This window comes from Roseovarius halotolerans, from assembly GCF_900172255.1.
In the GTDB taxonomy this organism is placed as follows: domain Bacteria; phylum Pseudomonadota; class Alphaproteobacteria; order Rhodobacterales; family Rhodobacteraceae; genus Roseovarius; species Roseovarius halotolerans.
In genome coordinates this window covers 393,977-409,516 of record NZ_FWFU01000001.1, presented here as the reverse complement: position 1 = coordinate 409,516, position 15,540 = coordinate 393,977, and the positions used below count along the sequence as shown (strand labels likewise).

Below are 15,540 nucleotides of genomic sequence, written 5' to 3'. Positions count from 1 at the left end.
AGACGCCGTCGCACCGCCCCGTTCACAGCGGGAACATGCAACGGTGGCCGCGGTCGCCCTCGGTCTGCCAGTCCGGCTCATTGACCTTGCACGCGTCGCGCGCCCAGGGGCAGCGCGGGTGAAAATCGCAGCCCGACGGTCGGTTGACCGGGCTCGGCACCTCACCCGAAAGCTCGACGCGCTCGCCGCGCGCATCGGGGTCGGGCTCGGGGTTCGCGCAGAGAAGCGCCTTTGTATAGGGGTGGCGCGGGTGCTCGAAAATGCGCCCGGTTGGCCCTTCCTCGACAAAGCGGCCCAGGTACATGATCGCCATGCGGTCGGTCACGTGGCGCACCAGGTTGAGGTTATGGGTGATCACCAGGATCGCGACGCCGGTCCGCTGCTGCACCTCATTGAGCAGGTTCAGAACCTCGCCCTGCACCGACATGTCAAGCCCCGCCGTCGGTTCGTCGGCGATCAGCAGACGGGGATCGAGCGCCAGCGCACGCGCCACGCCGACCCGGCGCGCCTGGCCTCCCGACAACTGATGCGGGTAGCGCGCCGCGTATTCGCCCGGCAGCCCGACAAGGCTCAGCAGGCGTTCGGCCTCGTTGCGATCCGCCTTCTGCCCGTGGATGCGTAAGGGCTCGGTGATCAGCGACCTGACCGTCAGGCGCGGCGAAAGCGAGCCGACAGGGTCCTGCCACATCATCGACATCTCGCGCCGCAGCCGCGCCCAATCCCGCGCCGAGGCGCTGGCGACCTCCTCGCCGTCAAAGACGATACTGCCCGAAGCGGGCGCCTTGAGGCCGATCAGGGTGCGCGCGATGGTGGATTTTCCCGACCCGCTCTCGCCCACGAGGCCCAGCGTCTGCCCCGCCTCGATCGAGAAGGACACGCCGCTCACGGCCTCGAAATCATGTGCCTCTCCGCGCAGGGCGGCGCGCAGCCGTCCCTGCCTTGCATAGCGCACGCGCAGGTCGGTGACTTCGAGAAGGCTCATGCCGCGCCCTCCTCTGCGTCCGCAAGGTGGCAGCGGATGCGGTTGTCCCCGGCGTCACCCGCATAAAGCGGCGGGTGCTCGCGCTCGCAGCGCTCCCAGCCATGCGGGCAGCGGGCGCGATAGGCGCAGCCGGGCGGCGGCTGGCGCAGGTCCGGCAGGGTGCCGGGAATCGTGGGCAGATCGCGGGTGGCGTCCTTGATGCGCGCCGGGTCGCAATCCAGCAACGCCTGCGTATAGGGATGCCCGGGCGTGTGAAAGATCGCCCGCGCGCTGCCATATTCCACCACCTCGCCCGCATACATCACCGCCACCTCGTCGCACAGCTCGGCCACCGTGCCCAGATGGTGCGACACGAACAGGACCGAGCAGCCGAACTTGCGCTGCAGTTCACGCAACAGGCTGACGATCTGCATTTCCAGCGTCGCATCAAGCGCCGTGGTCGGCTCGTCGGCGATCAGCAGGTCCGGCTGCGTCAGCAAGGCCATTGCGATACAGACCCGCTGGCGCATCCCGCCCGACAGCTGGTGCGGATAGACATCCAGCTTTGAGGGCGCATCGGGGATCTGCACCTGCTCAAGGAATTCGATGGCGCGCGCGCGCTTGGCGGCGCGGCTCGTGTCGTCGCGATACTGGATGTCCAGCATCTGCTGACCGATCGTCGTCACCGGATTGAGTGCCGTCATCGGGTCCTGAAAGATCATCGCGATCCGTCTGCCGCGCAGGTCGCGCCAGGCGGCAGGGCCAAGCCGGGTCAGATCCTGATCGCCCATCCTGATGGCGCCGCCCGCCACGCGGGCATTCTCGGCCAGAAGCCCGATCAGCGAATAGGCCAGCGTGGACTTGCCGCAGCCGGATTCACCCACCAGCCCCAGCACCTTGCCCCGTGGCACCTCCAGATCGATGTCGCGCAGCGCATGGACCGTGCCGCGCCCGGTGTCGAAATCCACCGACAGCCCCTCGATGGAAACCAGTGCATCACTGGCGGCGCCGGACCCGTCGGCCGTGGCGGCGTTGAGTGCAGTGGAAACCATCAGCGGGCCTTTCTGAGCTTGGGGTCGAAGATGTCGCGCAGGGCCTCGCCCATGAAGGTGAACCCCAGCGTCACGAGGATGATCGGGATCGACCCGCCGATGACCGGCCAGGGCGAGTTGCGGATGAAATTGTAGCCGTCATTGAGGATGACGCCCCAGGACGGCGTCGGCGGGCGCACCCCCATCCCCAGAAAGCTGAGACCGGCCTCGGTGGCGATCACCAGCGGCACGTCCATCGACGCCAGGATCAGCAGCGGCCCCAACACGTTGGGCAGGACGTGAATGGCCAGCAGGCGCGGCATTCCCACGCCCATCGCGCGCTCGGCCAAGATGAATTCGGCATTCTTGAGCGCCATCGTCTGCGTGCGCACGATGCGCGCATAGATCGGCACCGAGGTGATCGCCACCACCAGAACCACGGTGAACAGGCTCGGCCCGATGATCGTGACCACCGCAAGGCCGAACACGATGACGGGAAACGAGCGCAGCGCGTCGAACAGCAGCAGCAGCACATTGTCGAGCCAGCGCGGCCCCAGCCCCGCGATCAGCCCCAGCGCCAGCCCAACGCTCAGCGCCGACGCCAGCGAGGCCATCGCCACCAGCATCGCGATGCGCCCGCCCGCGATCACGCGGCTGAAGATGTCGCGCCCGATATTGTCGGTTCCCAGCCAGTGCTCTGCCGAAGGTGGCGCCATGCGCGGCCCTACCATGATCGCCGTCGGATCGTATGGCGCAATCCAGGGTGCCAGCACCGCCGCACCGATGATCAGCGCGACCAGCACGAAACCGATCACGCCTGTCCGGTTGCCCGACAGCACCCGCAATGTGCGCGCCAGGACCGTGGGTTCGGGCAGCGGGCCTTGCGATGCGGCGGCGGATGTAGGTGTGGTGTCGCTCATCTTACAGCTCCTCGCGCTGACGCGGATCGAGCAGCGCGATCACCAGGTCCGAAATCAGCGTCGCCAGCACGATGATCCCGGTCGTGACCAGCACCGCGCCCAGCACGATCGGGTAATTGCGCTCATTGACCGCCTGCACGATCAGCGCGCCGATACCGGGGCGCGCAAAAATCACCTCGACAAAGACCGCGGCCGAGAAGAGATGCGCCACCCCGGTCCCGATCAGCGTCACTGCCGGCAGAACGGCGATCTTGAGGATATGGGATTGCGTGATGCGCCGCTCGGGCAGGCCGAAGGCGCGCGCCATGCGCACATGCGGCTGGCCCATGATCTCGAGCATCGAGGCGCGCACCATCCGCGCCACGTAACCTACCCAACTGACGCCGATGGCAAAGGCGGGCAGGATCAGGTGGGTGATCGAGTCAAGAAACCCCTCGCCCGCCCCGATCGCGGGCAGCCAGCGCAGCCAGACCGCGAAGATCAGCACCGAATAGAGCGCCATCACGAAAGCCGGAATCGAAATCGTGCCGACCGAAACGACTCCCGACAGCGTGTCGAACCAGGTGTTGCGGCGCAGCGCCGAATAGGCGCCCAGCACGATGCCCAGCACCGCCGACCACATGATCGCCACCGCGATCAGGATCAGCGTATAGGGCAACTGCTCGAACACGATCCGCGACACGGCGCGGCCCGTGAACACATCCTGGCCAAGATCGCCGCGCAGGATATTGCCGAAGAACGTCACCAGCTGCATCAGCAGCGGGCGGTCCAGCCCCATCGCCTCGCGGGTCCGTTCGATCAGTTCGGGTGTCGCCCGGGGACCAAGGACCAGAACGGCCGGGTCGCCGGGCACCACATGCAGCATCAGTTTCAGGATCGAGACCGCGACCATGACGATCACGACCGACAGGACAAGCCTTTGCGCGGTATAGAATAGCACGGGTCGCGGTCTCCTTTACGTCGCTTCAGGCTCAGGTCTCGCCATCGAAACCGATGAACAGCGGGCGGCCATCCGGGCGCAGCGCCGGTTCCAGCCCCTCGCGATACATCACCGGCGTCCCCTCGTGGGTGATGAACTTGTAGGCGCCGGTCGCCTCCATCATGTCCTGCATCTGGCGATACATCTCGGCGCGCTTCTCCCCATCGCTCTCGCTCAGCGCCTTCTGGTGAAGCTCGTCGAACGCCTCGTTCGAAAACCGCTCCCAGTTCCAGATGCCGACCTGGTCACTGACGAACCAGCTGGTCGCGTAATAGGGGTCGGGCAGCATCGAGAAGCGGTTGAGAACAAGCTGCATGTCCTTCCAGCGGTCGCCTTCGCTTTCCATGCCCAGCGTCCAGAACGAGCCGGAATCCTGAACGTTGATCTGCACCTCGATACCGATCTGCGACAGCTGCGCCTGGATCACCTCGGCCATCGTCTTCCAGACCGTGGCATTGAGCGCGTCGATCGTGATCGGCTCGGCGGGCGGGCCGCCCGCGGCCTCGAGGAAGGCGCGCGCCTTCTCCAGATCACCTGCCACCGGCACCGAAGGTGTCTCGCGATGGCCCGGCAGGCCCGGCGCAATCATCCCGGTCGCCGGTGCGGCCTCGCCGAAATAGGCCGCGTCGATGATCTGCTCGGCATTGATCGCGTGCTGGATCGCCTTGCGCAGGTTCTCGTCCTTGAGCACCGGATTGTCGAGGTTCATCCCCAGCCAGACATAATAGAGCGAGGGGTATTCCTCGATCACGGTATTCGCGGGCTTGTTGCCGCGATACTGCGCCAGCGATGACAGCGTGATCTCGGTGAAATCCAGGTCACCCGCCTCATAGGCGCGCTCGGCGGTCTTGGTGTCGTCCATCGGCAGGATGCGGATCTCGTCGAATCCCGGCGCCTCGCCTTTCCAGTCCGGATTGCGGACCAGGTGGACATACTGGTTCGGCTTCCATGCTTCGAGGATGTAGGGGCCGGAAAACGCCGGCGGCTCCATCCCGAAATTCCCGCCCGATTCCGTGGCTTCCATCACCGCCTTCTTCGACACGATATGGCCGGTGCCATAGGGCAGCGTGATGGTCCAGAGCGGCTGGAACGGCTCCTTGAGGACAATCACGCCCTCATAGGTGCCGGTCACTTCCACATGATCCAGCGGACCCCAGTCGCTCTTGACCGGGCTGTCATGTTCCAGCACCCGCTCGAACGAGAATTTCACGTCCTCGGCGGTCATTTCGCCGTAACCGCCGGTGAACATCATGCCCTGTTTCAGCTTGAAGCGGATATGGGTGTCGTCGACCTGCTCGATCTCTTCGGCGGCTTCCAGTTCCCAATCCCATTCGCGCCCCGGCACATATCGCACCAGCTTGGAATAGATGCAGTTCATCACGTCGACATTATAACCGTTCTGGTAGAAACCGGGATCGAGCGCGTCGATATCGGCATAGGAACTGACGCGCAGCACCTTGCCCGATTGCGCCCAGATCCGCGAACCCAGAGGCATGGTCGCGGCGGCAAGCCCGGTTGCGGTGGCCCCTTTCAGAAACGCCCGGCGGCCGAAGCCGGCTGGATTGGCTGTCTTGATGTCGGTCATTTGGTTTATCTCCCTGACAGGGCCGTCATGCGGCCATTATGAATTTGCAGGATGACCCCGTTAATCGGGGCGTGGTTCATGTTGCGCGCCCGATGCCTTTGAAGCAATTTCGCATCGGGCGCGAAAAGACGCTGTTTTTGCGTCACTCTGCGAATAAAACCGCGCGATCACGCAAGATCCCTCGGGATCTCGCACTCCCAGCTTTCCTCGTGGGCAATCGCGTCGCCCTCGCGCGCCACCAGACTTGCCTTGACGATGAAATGGGTCGCCGTTGCGGTCATTTCGGTTTCCGTGCGGCTGCTCATCCGCCAGTCGCCCCGCGACATGTCCAGATCCCAGACCACATGCCCCCTGAACGAGCGCCAGTCATTGCCGCTGAAGCCATAGGTCTCGACCCCGCAGCCGCCGGTTTCCATGCCGCTGTCCTTGATGCGCACGCGACCTTCATCATCGGTCACGGTCACGCGCGTGTCGCCGCTGGCAAGGTTCTCGGTCACGACCCAGTCGGCGCTGGCCGCGGCCAGGCGCTCGATCTCGGCGGGCGCGGCGCCCTTCGGCGGGCCGAACGCGCGCGGCGCGGGATCGTCCGAGGGCTTGCGCAGCGGCAGCACAAGGCGGCTTGCCGCCGTGTCCAGCGACAATGTCACCGGCTCGGGCGCGGGCCACGCGATGGGGAAATAGCTGGTCGAGACCGACAGCCGCAGGCGATGCCCCGCGCGAAATGTCTGCGCGACATGCTTGAAGGGCACGGTCGCCTTGTAGACCTCGCCGGGGACCAGCGCCTCGGGGGTTTCATGGCTGTCGCGATGGGTGAGGTTCAAGAGCCCATAGCTCACACGGGTGGCCGCACCATCGGGCGCCACATCCACCAGCCGCGCGGCAACCTGCGCAACGGGCCGGTCCACCGAGAATGTCAGCTCCAGGTTGGCATCGCCCGCAATCTCAAGCGGAGCCTCCAGCGGCGCTGTCTCGAACACCAGGCTTCCGGCATCGTCGCGGCGCTGGTCGACCGGCTGATCGCCCGGCTTGGCATATGAACACCACTTGCCCCCCGCAAGCCCCGTGCCCAGGGGCGAGCAGATCGAAACGCTACCAGTCTGCGCGCCGTCCTGCCCCAAGGTGCCATCAGCACCCAGCGCAAAGGGCGTGCGCGCCACGTTGGGCGAGGGCCAGGACGGCTCCTCGATCCAGCGCCCATCGCGATGGGCATAGTAGCTCGCGGGTTCGGCATGGTCCTGCATGTAAAGGCGCAACTGCGGCTCGTCCATGATGCCGGTCTCGATTCCCTTCAGCCACTGATCCCACCAGCGCAGCTCTTCCGCCGCCCAGTCGATCGCCGGGCCGGGCACCCCGATATGCGGGTATTTGTGCGACCACGGGCCGACCAGCCCCTTTTTCGGACCTTTCAGGCTTTCCATCAGCCGGAACACCGTGCGGCAATAGCCATCGGCCCAGCCCGACACGGCATAGACCGGCACTTTGATGCGCGAAATGTCCTCGCAGACCGAACCATGTTTCCAGAACGCATCGCGGCGCTGATGCTCCAGCCATTTCTTGAGCCACAGCCCCGACCCCCGCAGCCGCTCGAGCCACATTTCGCGCCACTTGTCGCCCACAAGATCGGGGTCGGGCGGCAGTGTGTTGATGGCGAACATGTTGGACGCCCAGGATATCTGGTCGATCACCATGGTCCCGCCCATGTAATGCACATCATCGGCATAGCGGTCATCCGTCGAGGCGATCGAGACCACCGCCTTCAGCGCCGGGGGCTGAAGCGCGGCAACCTGCAACCCGTTGAACCCGCCCCAGGAAATGCCGACCATGCCGACATTGCCATCGCACCAGTCCTGCGCCGCCATCCAGGCGATCACGTCGCAACCGTCCTGCAACTCCTGCGCGGTGTATTCGTCCTCCATCAGCCCTTCGGATTCGCCGGTGCCACGCAGATCGACGCGCACATAGGCATAGCCATGCGCGGCGATATGGGGTGCGCGCACCGCATCGCGGGCCAGCGTGCCGTCGCCCTTGCGATAGGGCAGGTATTCCAGGATCGCAGGCACGGGCGTGCCATCGGCAGGGCGCCAGATGCGCGCCGCCAGAACGCAACCGTCAGGCAGCGTGATCTCCACATGCCGCGCCTCGGTGACCTCGTGAAGGTTGGTGCGAGCCTGATCCATGCAAACGTTCCCTTGTCAGTATCCGCAGCCAGCCTGACACGGGGCGGCCCTGCGTCACAACTTCGCTGACCGTCGCAGGTTGACTTTCAAAATGCGTCAAGTAGCGTATGCCCATGGTATCAGATCCCCTTCCCGACAACCTTTCCTACGCCTGCAGCCTGTTTCCATCCATCGCGCATGTCTGCCGCCGGATCGGAATCAACCGCCAGCAGTTCAACAAGTATCTCGCCGGGTCCGTGCGTCCCTCGCGTCACAACATGCGCAAGATCTGCGACTTTTTCGGTGTGACCGAGGCCGAACTTCTGGCCGAAACCCCGCGCTTTGCCGAACTCATATCCCTGCGCCGCCGCGCCGGAACCGAACAGGATCACTCGCCCCTCGGCCCGACCCTTATGCGGCTCAACCAGTTTTCGACACCGCTCGACCGCTATTGCGGGGCGTATTTCAGATACTTCTTTTCCTACAGCAATCCCGGCCAGATCATCCGCTCCTTCGCGCTTCTGACTCGGCGCGACGGCTACTACCTCTGGAAGAACATCGAACGCGAACAGATCACCTCGGGCGGCGCCAGGGATGTGTTCAAATACGAGGGCATCGCGTTCTATCTCGGCGAGCGCATCAACGTGGTCGAAAACGAATGCCTGCTCTCCTCGTCGATCACACAGATGATGCTCTACCCCTCCTATGCCGCCGGAATCGACTATCTGCTGGGCATCCAGACCGGCGGCCCGCTCAAGCGCGGGCGCAAACCCGCCGCCTCGCGGGTGCTGCTCGATTACCTTGGGCAGAACATCGATTCACGCCGCGCGCTCGGGCAATGCGGCCTCTTCAAACCCGAGGACCTCGATCCCCGTATCGTCGAACTCGTGCGCAACGAGATGCCGCCGGGCGCCACCGTCTTCGAAGTCGAACAGCTTTAGCACCGCGCGCCGTCAGATCGCCCGCGCCAGCCGCAGCCCGTCATAGACCACGGCGTGAATGTTGCGCGACGCCACCGCGTCACCGATGCGAAACAGCATGAAATCGCCATCCGGATTGCGCGTCACCTCCTGCTGGCGCCCCGACAGGAACGCGGCATCCTGCCCAATGCGGGGCAGTTCTGCGTCGCCGGATCGCGGATGATCGTCGCGCGCGAAATCGCCGACGAGCTGGCCGCGCGCCTGACCGCGCGCTTTCAGTCGCACAGCCCCGCCCCCACCTGGGCCGAGCAGCCCGGCTTTTCGCCGATCATATCGGAAACGCAGCTTTCGCGCATCGACAGCATCGTTTCGGCCTCGCGCGCTCAGGGCGGCGAGATCCTCTGCGGCGGCGCACGGTTCGATTGCGAAGGCAGCTTCTACCGCCCCACGCTGATCGCCGGAACGACACCGGACAACCCCGCCGTCACCGACGAGATCTTCGGCCCCGTCGCCACGTTCCAGACCTTCGAAACCGAGGAAGAGGCCCTCGCCCTCGCCGCCCATCCCACCTACGGGCTGTGCTCGGGGATCTTCACCCGCGACCTCGGCCGCGCCCTGCGCCTGTCGCGCCGGATCGAGGCGGGCACCGTCTGGATCAACCGCTACGGGCGCTCGCTCGATCACATCCTTCCCACTGGCGGCTGGAAGGCCAGCGGGTTAGGCAAGGATCTGGGCCGCGAGGCCTTCAGCGCCAACCGCCGCACCAAGGCGGTGCTGGCCGCGCTCTGAGCCGCACCGCAACACAGGAAGGGACCACCATGACCAGCCACAGGATCGCCCTCATTCCCGGCGACGGGATCGGAACCGATGTCAGCGACGCCGCGATGCAGGTGCTTCACGCGGCCGCCGCCACGGCGGGCTTCAGCCTTGAAACCGAAACCTTCCCCTGGTCATGCGCCTACTACCTCGAAACCGGCGCAATGATGCCCGAGGACGGGATCGAAACGCTGCGCGGCTTTGATGCGATCTATCTCGGCGCGGTCGGCTGGCCCGACACGGTGCCCGATTCCGTCTCGCTGCACGGCCTGCTATTGCCGATCCGCAAGGCGTTCGACCAATATGCCAATATCCGCCCGCACCGCCTGTTGCCGGGGGTCGAGGGGCCGCTGAAATCCGAGAGTTTCGACATCCTCTGCATCCGCGAGAACACCGAGGGCGAATATTCCGGCGCGGGCGGGCGCGTCCATCAGGGCCGCGACAACGAAGTGGCGCTGGAAACCTCCGTCTTCACCCGCAAGGGGGTGGAACGCATCTTGCGCTTCGGTTTTGAGCAGGCCCGCGCACGGCGCGGCCACCTCACCTCGGTCACCAAGTCGAATGCGCAGAAATACTCGATGGTATTCTGGGATGAAATGACACGCGCGCTGGCGGGCGAATACCCCGACGTGACCGTCAGCCACATGCATATCGACGCGATGGCCGCGCGGATGGTGATGGCCCCCGAAACGCTCGACGTGGTGGTGGCCTCGAACCTCTTCGGCGACATCCTCACCGATCTCGGCGCCGCCATCCAGGGCGGTCTCGGCTTTGCCGCGTCGGCCAATATCTGCCCCGACCGCGCCGCGCCCTCGATGTTCGAGCCGGTCCACGGCTCGGCCCCCGACATCGCCGGTCAGAACATCGCCAACCCCATCGCCGCGATCTGGTCCGGCGCGATGATGCTGCACCATTTGGGCGAAAGCGCCGCCGCCGAAGCGGTGGAAAACGCCCTTTCCGCCACCACCGCGCAGGGAATCGGCGCACGCCCCGGCAGCCATTCGACGCAACAGATCACCGACGCCGTGATCGCCGCCCTGCAAGGCTGATCCGGGCAGTAGGGAAAACCGGCGAAAATTCCCCTTCGCCGCAAATCCTATTCGACCTATACGTCCGCATAGTCAGCGAGTCGTATGAGCATCCCGGTTGCAGAGTGTTGGCACGTGGAAAGGGGGCCTTCGTGGCCCCCTTTGGTCTTGGCGCCCCCCCGACCTTGCCCGCTCACAGGCGCACATCCCGATCGCAGGCCCGCCCTTGGCCACAGCACGCGCGTGTCACAACACAGGCCGCGCCCCGGCATGACTCCCGCCTAGAGGCCAAGATCGTCCAGCCGGGCCTTGAGTTCCGCCTCGGGGATCGGCGCCTTCCAGTTGAGCTTGCTCAGCGGAAAGCCCTGCTCTCGCGCGCTCAAGAAAGGCCCCGCGTCGCTGGTCCCGTCAATAAAGGCCTGCAAGAAAAACGCCGGCACCGCAGGCAGCGCCCCGGACCCGCGAAACGCATGGTTCAATTCCTTGCGCTTGAGTATCGCCCACTGGAAAACATAGACCATCATGAAATACTTGTCCGGCTTCGTCCGCAGGCCCGATACGTATTGATGATAGCTTTCGACCCATTGATTGATCAGCTCGTTTTGCGGATGGGCGGCGATGAACCAACTGTCCAGCCACCTGTCGTAATAGGGGCCGCGAAAGGCAAAGAAACCGGTCTGTCCGGCAATCAGCGGGAGCCACCCATCCAAAGGCCGGTGACACAGCGCCGTCGCATCCGCCCAGACCCCACCATGACGCGCCAGCAATTGCAGGCGCAACAGGTTCGACCTGAAACGAACCGGCAGCGCATCCACTTGCTCCAGGCTTTCGGCATATTTCGCAACGTTCCCGCCATCCAGCACCCGCACATCCCAGCCGGGATTGTGATCGCGCCAGGATTGGATGCACCGCCGCACAAGGTAAGGCGCCTGATCCTCGCCCTGCTCCCAGTAGATCCATATGATCTTGGGAATATCCCGGTCACGATACCGCGCGGTGTAATCCTGCCATGCCGCCGCGCCCCCGCCGCGCAGCCGCGCGGTCAGTGCACGGTTGTCCCGGTCGATAAACCGTGTGTAAATCTCCAGTCCCGGCGCCCTGGGCAATTCCGTGACCGCCCAGCGCGCAAGCGTTCGCCCGCGGCGAAGTATCTTCCCAATTCCTTTTCGCAATGCGCTGCATTCCAATCAAAAAACAATGCGGAAAGCATGCCGCTTTCCGCATCGTCTGGCAACCGCCTCATGGCCTGACCGGGCCGGAACCTGCGCGGCCCCTTCAACAGGAACCGCGCGCGGGGTCCGACCGGTTCAGGCGGCCCGCTTGCGCGACTTGCGCAGCCGCATCGAGGCCAGCACGCCAAGCCCGCCCAGCAGGAACGCCGCCGAGGCCGGCAAGGGGATCGGCGCAACCGCCGTCGTCACGCGCAGCGTGAAGTTATTGCCGGCGAACTGGTCCGAAAGGAAAATCCCGTAGTTGAGATTGAGGTTGGCGAGATCCTCGATGAACGGCTCCTCTTCAAGCGAGACACCCCAAAGCGACTCGAATTCCTCGAGCGTCGCCTTGCGGATCGGGTCATCCAGAATACTGACCGCTTCCCCGTCAACGACCGTGCGCAGCGCTTCCCAGAGCCCCGCTTCCTCGTCGAACCACGCCATGACCAGCGCATCGGTGGTCACATCCCCGTCATCGTCCCACAGCAGCCCCGCCGGGGCCATTTCCTGGGACAGCCACGCACCGTCGAACAGCCCCGCATAGGCGCCATAGATACCCGTGCTGACAAGCATGTCCTCATCCGACGTGTCCAGCGTGAACCCTGAACGCGCATTGTCGAAGAACCCGTCCAGCGTGAAGTTGTTGTTCGCCGATGCATCTCCGAACAGGCCGAACGGATACTGCGTGAACGCCTTGAGATCGTTCGGCCCCAGCGCGACATTCGCGAAAGACAGCCCGTCGCCATCGGTCGATTGCTGGAACCCGTCGCCGACACCAAAGCCCAGCTCGACAGAAACGTCGTGAATGACCTCTCCCGTCAGGTTCACGAGGCGCTGGAACACCTGATAGACCGAACCCTCGGTGTTGTCCGAAAGGCCGTTGGTGGTCGGATCGACGTTGAAGACCAGATCGACCGGACCGGTATCCGTCAATTGCTCTTTGAAGCGCTTGCCGCTCTGGAACGGCCCATTGCAGGCGGTTCCGCTGGTCGCAAGGATACAGCCATCGAATGACTCGCCCTGTGCAGTATAGCTGAGTTGCTGAACCTCCAGGCCGGGCGTATCCGATTCCGGCGCCTCGTAATAGATTTGCGCATTGGACGTCGCCGTCGCCGGATCGCCCTGATAGATCACGCTGACGTCGCTGTCACCGTCAGCCACGACCGGGTCGCCGACATCGACATTGCTTGTGTTCCAACTGGTGATCGTCGCGGCCCCCGCCAACGACGGCACACAGGCGACAGCGGTCAGGAACAACGCGGACTTCAGTCTGATTCCAGATATCATTTTTCCAATCCCCCACGGAAATGATGTTTTTATTCAATAACTTGCCGCCGAGAAATCAACGGCATAACACTCGTAAAATACAGTCACATATGAATTATCGCATATTTATCTGACCAACTCTCTGACTCAAGTCAACATTCAAGTTCCAATATGTTTTCGCCAGCCATGCCCGCGCGCACCCCTTCACCGAACGAAAAAGCGGCAGCCGTGGGAGGTCGGCTGCCGCTTGCGCAACGCCTGCCGGGAGGGAAGAACCGGCAGCGTCATGTCTTGCCGGTTCAGTCGTTCATCCCGGCATCCGCCTTGGCGTTCACGCTGGCGTTTACGCTGGCGCGCAGATCGGCCAGATTCATCGCATATTCGACCGCGCCGGTGGCGTCCTGCTCAAGGCTGCGCACATCGACAGCGATACGGTTGGCGGCAAGGTTCGCGCTCTCGCTGACCGAGATCAACGCCTGCGTGCGCCCGTCATCCGCCGTGCGGGTGCCAGCGATCTCGCCGATCACCTGCCCGTCGGCCGACATGATCGACGTGCCCTCGTTGAGCCCGTTCAGAGCCTGCGCCGCAACGCCGCTCGCCGAATTCATGGCATCCGAGGCCGCGGCCTCCGCTCCGGCATCCGCGCCCACATTCGCACCGGCATCGCTGGTGTCGCGATCGGCACCGCTGTCGCCGACACCCGCGTCGGCATTGCCGAACCCGGCATTGGCACCCGTGCCGGTGCCTGCATTTTCGCCGATGCCGCCAACTGCGCCGACACCGCCGCCTGCCTGAGCGCCGCCGCCGACATCCTGTGCGTGAACGGCCAGCGCGCTCGCGCTGGTGAGGATTGCTGCGAGGGTCATCTTACGGAAGGACATGTGTCTCTCCTTTTTCATCTGCTTCGTGCTTCATCTGCATCTCAGTAAGTGCCGCCTGATTGCGGCCCTTCCATCCGCCCAACGCAAGGTCCCGCCCCCGGTTCCATAGCCGCGCAACATCCCCTTTCGCGCGGCGCGGGAACCGGCAAGATTGTGCCTTCGGGAGGGGGAGGAAGGGGAGAGCGGACGTTCGTTGCGGCGTGTGCATCGAGGTCGTCTGTGCGGGACATTACCGTCGTTGGTTGCAGGCCGCCTGCGCGGAATCAAGGCCGCAGGCCGCCGCGCATCGCCGGGCCGCCCCCCGGCACGGCGATTTGGCTGATCTTGGCGCAGGTTCGCAGGTTCGGGGACTTGGCTGGGATAAAGTGCCAGATCACCAGCATCGGATCGCCGAACCGCGGCCCGACGCTGCACGGCTCGTTTACCGCGCCACAAAGGGCTCGTTCCGGTTATTCGCTGCAGTTGTCCTAAACGACGCGTGTGCGGACAAAGTGAGTTTTCGCGGTGGATGCGCCAACGACTGCATCGGTGCTTCTCTCAGAAGAACTCCTTTGGAGAAGTGGCGCGACGTCTATACGCCATCCAAACACAAAACTCTCAGTCCAGAATTGAGCTAAAACTAGACTAACCCTTCGCGTTCGAGCACAGCCCTTATCTCTTCAAAGGCTGCGGAGATATTGTTTTTTGGGAAGCGAATTTGACCGAGGCCTTGAATGTTCGAGAACTCCTCGCACCCTTCTTCCAGCACTACGATAGCTTTGGTAAATCCCAATCGCCCTTGGAAGAGTCCAACTTCATGAATTACATTCATCCTAGCTTGCATCGTGCCGTCGGCCTTCTCATCTTCTGCCGTCAAAAGTATGAGGGCACAACTGGCACCGTCCAGCATCTCGGATAACCGAGCTATGTTTGTAACTCCTGCGACTGGCACGCGGTTGAATTCCTCGTAAGGAAGCTTCAGCCGGTCAACGACAAAGTCTTTCAGTTCCCGCCACAACAATGAGCGACCATGCCCAATGAAAATGTTCGTGCCAATCCGCGCCGAACGTTGTGCGCTTCTCTCCTTCCGTGACATATGAGAGCCGGCCTTTCTGATGATTGCAGCCAGATCGGACGCCACATCACAAGGCATCTGAAGCGCTGCGGTTTCGGCGATGATTTCTTGGTGCGGCGCAAGCTGAACACCGGCTAGTGCAGCGTTGCTGTCCCTAGACATCATCTGGCCGCTCGAAAGCATTGATCTGCACATATTGGAATAAGTTAGAAGCTTGATGCTTTCAGCCTCTTCTTTGAGACGTTCGAGGAAGGTATCTTCACGATCATCCAGCGCGACCGTTAGGACTGACAAGAGCTCATCACGCGCTCGATTTACTAGAGATCCCAAATCCGAGCTCGCTTCTTCGACACCGCTCAAATCGGGGTGATCTGCCCGCTCGTAGATTGCATTTTTGACGGCCTCAGCGGGATACTCACACCATGAACCTACCGTACCCATACTAGTGTAGCTCATATCCATGAGCCCCCACTCTGCGCTGAATTGAGCTCCGGGAGGTCTTGGATCCAAATTTTCGTAGTAGACCAATGCGTGATATCCGAGGTTCGACCCGCTCCAAGATTTATGGACTTCTGTGGCGGCGTCAGTCAGCGCCTTCAGCGTTTCCTTATGCTCAACTTGAAAGTCTTTGGCTGCCGCCTCTAACTGATCGGCTAGCTCCAAAAGCTCGATTGACAACTCTTTTTTTCCTTACAGGGCGACACCTTGTGTGGGTGCAGCGTTTAACATGTA

Annotated in this window: 13 protein-coding genes; 3 read left to right on the top strand and 10 right to left on the bottom strand. The window is 63.4% G+C overall.

Annotated elements, in window-relative coordinates; translation table 11 throughout:
- Positions 1–22: 22 nt before the first annotated feature.
- The 6 genes from ROH8110_RS01970 to ROH8110_RS01945 all read right to left on the bottom strand — a co-directional run bounded on the left by ROH8110_RS01970 (position 23) and on the right by ROH8110_RS01945 (position 7,653).
- Complete coding sequence (locus ROH8110_RS01970; RefSeq protein WP_085816099.1) at positions 23–982, bottom strand: ABC transporter ATP-binding protein; 960 nt, start codon at positions 980–982, stop codon at positions 23–25.
- Positions 979–2,013 carry an ABC transporter ATP-binding protein gene (locus ROH8110_RS01965; protein WP_085816098.1) on the bottom strand — a complete coding sequence of 345 codons (1,035 nt, stop codon included), beginning with the start codon at positions 2,011–2,013 and terminating at the stop codon, positions 979–981. The genes ROH8110_RS01970 and ROH8110_RS01965 overlap by 4 nt, the downstream gene beginning before the upstream one ends.
- Complete coding sequence (locus ROH8110_RS01960; protein ID WP_085816097.1) at positions 2,013–2,912, bottom strand: ABC transporter permease; 900 nt, start codon at positions 2,910–2,912, stop codon at positions 2,013–2,015. Before ROH8110_RS01960 ends, ROH8110_RS01965 begins: the two co-directional genes overlap by 1 nt.
- Position 2,913: 1 nt before the next feature.
- On the bottom strand, positions 2,914–3,852 hold the full coding sequence (locus ROH8110_RS01955) for an ABC transporter permease (protein WP_085816096.1): 939 nt from the start codon (positions 3,850–3,852) through the stop codon (positions 2,914–2,916).
- 31 nt (positions 3,853–3,883) lie between these two features.
- The gene (locus tag ROH8110_RS01950) at positions 3,884–5,476 is read right to left on the bottom strand and encodes an ABC transporter substrate-binding protein (protein WP_085816095.1); all 1,593 of its coding nucleotides are present in this window, start codon (positions 5,474–5,476) and stop codon (positions 3,884–3,886) included.
- Positions 5,477–5,643: 167 nt separating this feature from the next.
- Positions 5,644–7,653, bottom strand: coding sequence for a CocE/NonD family hydrolase (locus ROH8110_RS01945; RefSeq protein WP_085816094.1), 2,010 nt, complete (start codon positions 7,651–7,653; stop codon positions 5,644–5,646).
- Between the two features lie 113 nt (positions 7,654–7,766).
- Between ROH8110_RS01945 and ROH8110_RS01940 the strand changes: the two genes are divergently transcribed.
- The 3 genes from ROH8110_RS01940 to ROH8110_RS01930 are packed head-to-tail and all read left to right on the top strand — an operon-like array spanning position 7,767 to position 10,417.
- Positions 7,767–8,573 (top strand): helix-turn-helix domain-containing protein, encoded by an 807-nt coding sequence (locus tag ROH8110_RS01940; protein WP_170156455.1) that lies wholly within the window; start codon positions 7,767–7,769, stop codon positions 8,571–8,573.
- 54 nt (positions 8,574–8,627) lie between these two features.
- Complete coding sequence (locus ROH8110_RS01935; RefSeq protein WP_254903665.1) at positions 8,628–9,341, top strand: aldehyde dehydrogenase family protein; 714 nt, start codon at positions 8,628–8,630, stop codon at positions 9,339–9,341.
- 29 nt (positions 9,342–9,370) lie between these two features.
- A complete protein-coding gene (locus ROH8110_RS01930; protein WP_085816091.1) occupies positions 9,371–10,417 on the top strand; it encodes a tartrate dehydrogenase in 1,047 nt (348 codons plus the stop codon).
- A gap of 260 nt (positions 10,418–10,677) precedes the next feature.
- Here the strand turns inward: ROH8110_RS01930 and ROH8110_RS01925 are convergent, their stop codons facing one another.
- The 4 genes from ROH8110_RS01925 to ROH8110_RS01910 form a co-directional block, all read right to left on the bottom strand.
- A complete protein-coding gene (locus ROH8110_RS01925) occupies positions 10,678–11,502 on the bottom strand; it encodes a capsular polysaccharide synthesis protein (protein ID WP_170156456.1) in 825 nt (274 codons plus the stop codon).
- Positions 11,503–11,703: 201 nt separating this feature from the next.
- Positions 11,704–12,894, bottom strand: coding sequence for a VPLPA-CTERM sorting domain-containing protein (locus tag ROH8110_RS01920; protein ID WP_121143664.1), 1,191 nt, complete (start codon positions 12,892–12,894; stop codon positions 11,704–11,706).
- Positions 12,895–13,172: 278 nt separating this feature from the next.
- Entirely contained in the window at positions 13,173–13,754 is a 582-nt protein-coding gene (locus tag ROH8110_RS01915) for a hypothetical protein (protein ID WP_085816088.1), read from the bottom strand.
- 619 nt (positions 13,755–14,373) lie between these two features.
- Positions 14,374–15,486, bottom strand: coding sequence for a TIR domain-containing protein (locus tag ROH8110_RS01910; RefSeq protein ID WP_085816087.1), 1,113 nt, complete (start codon positions 15,484–15,486; stop codon positions 14,374–14,376).
- Positions 15,487–15,540 lie beyond the last annotated feature (54 nt).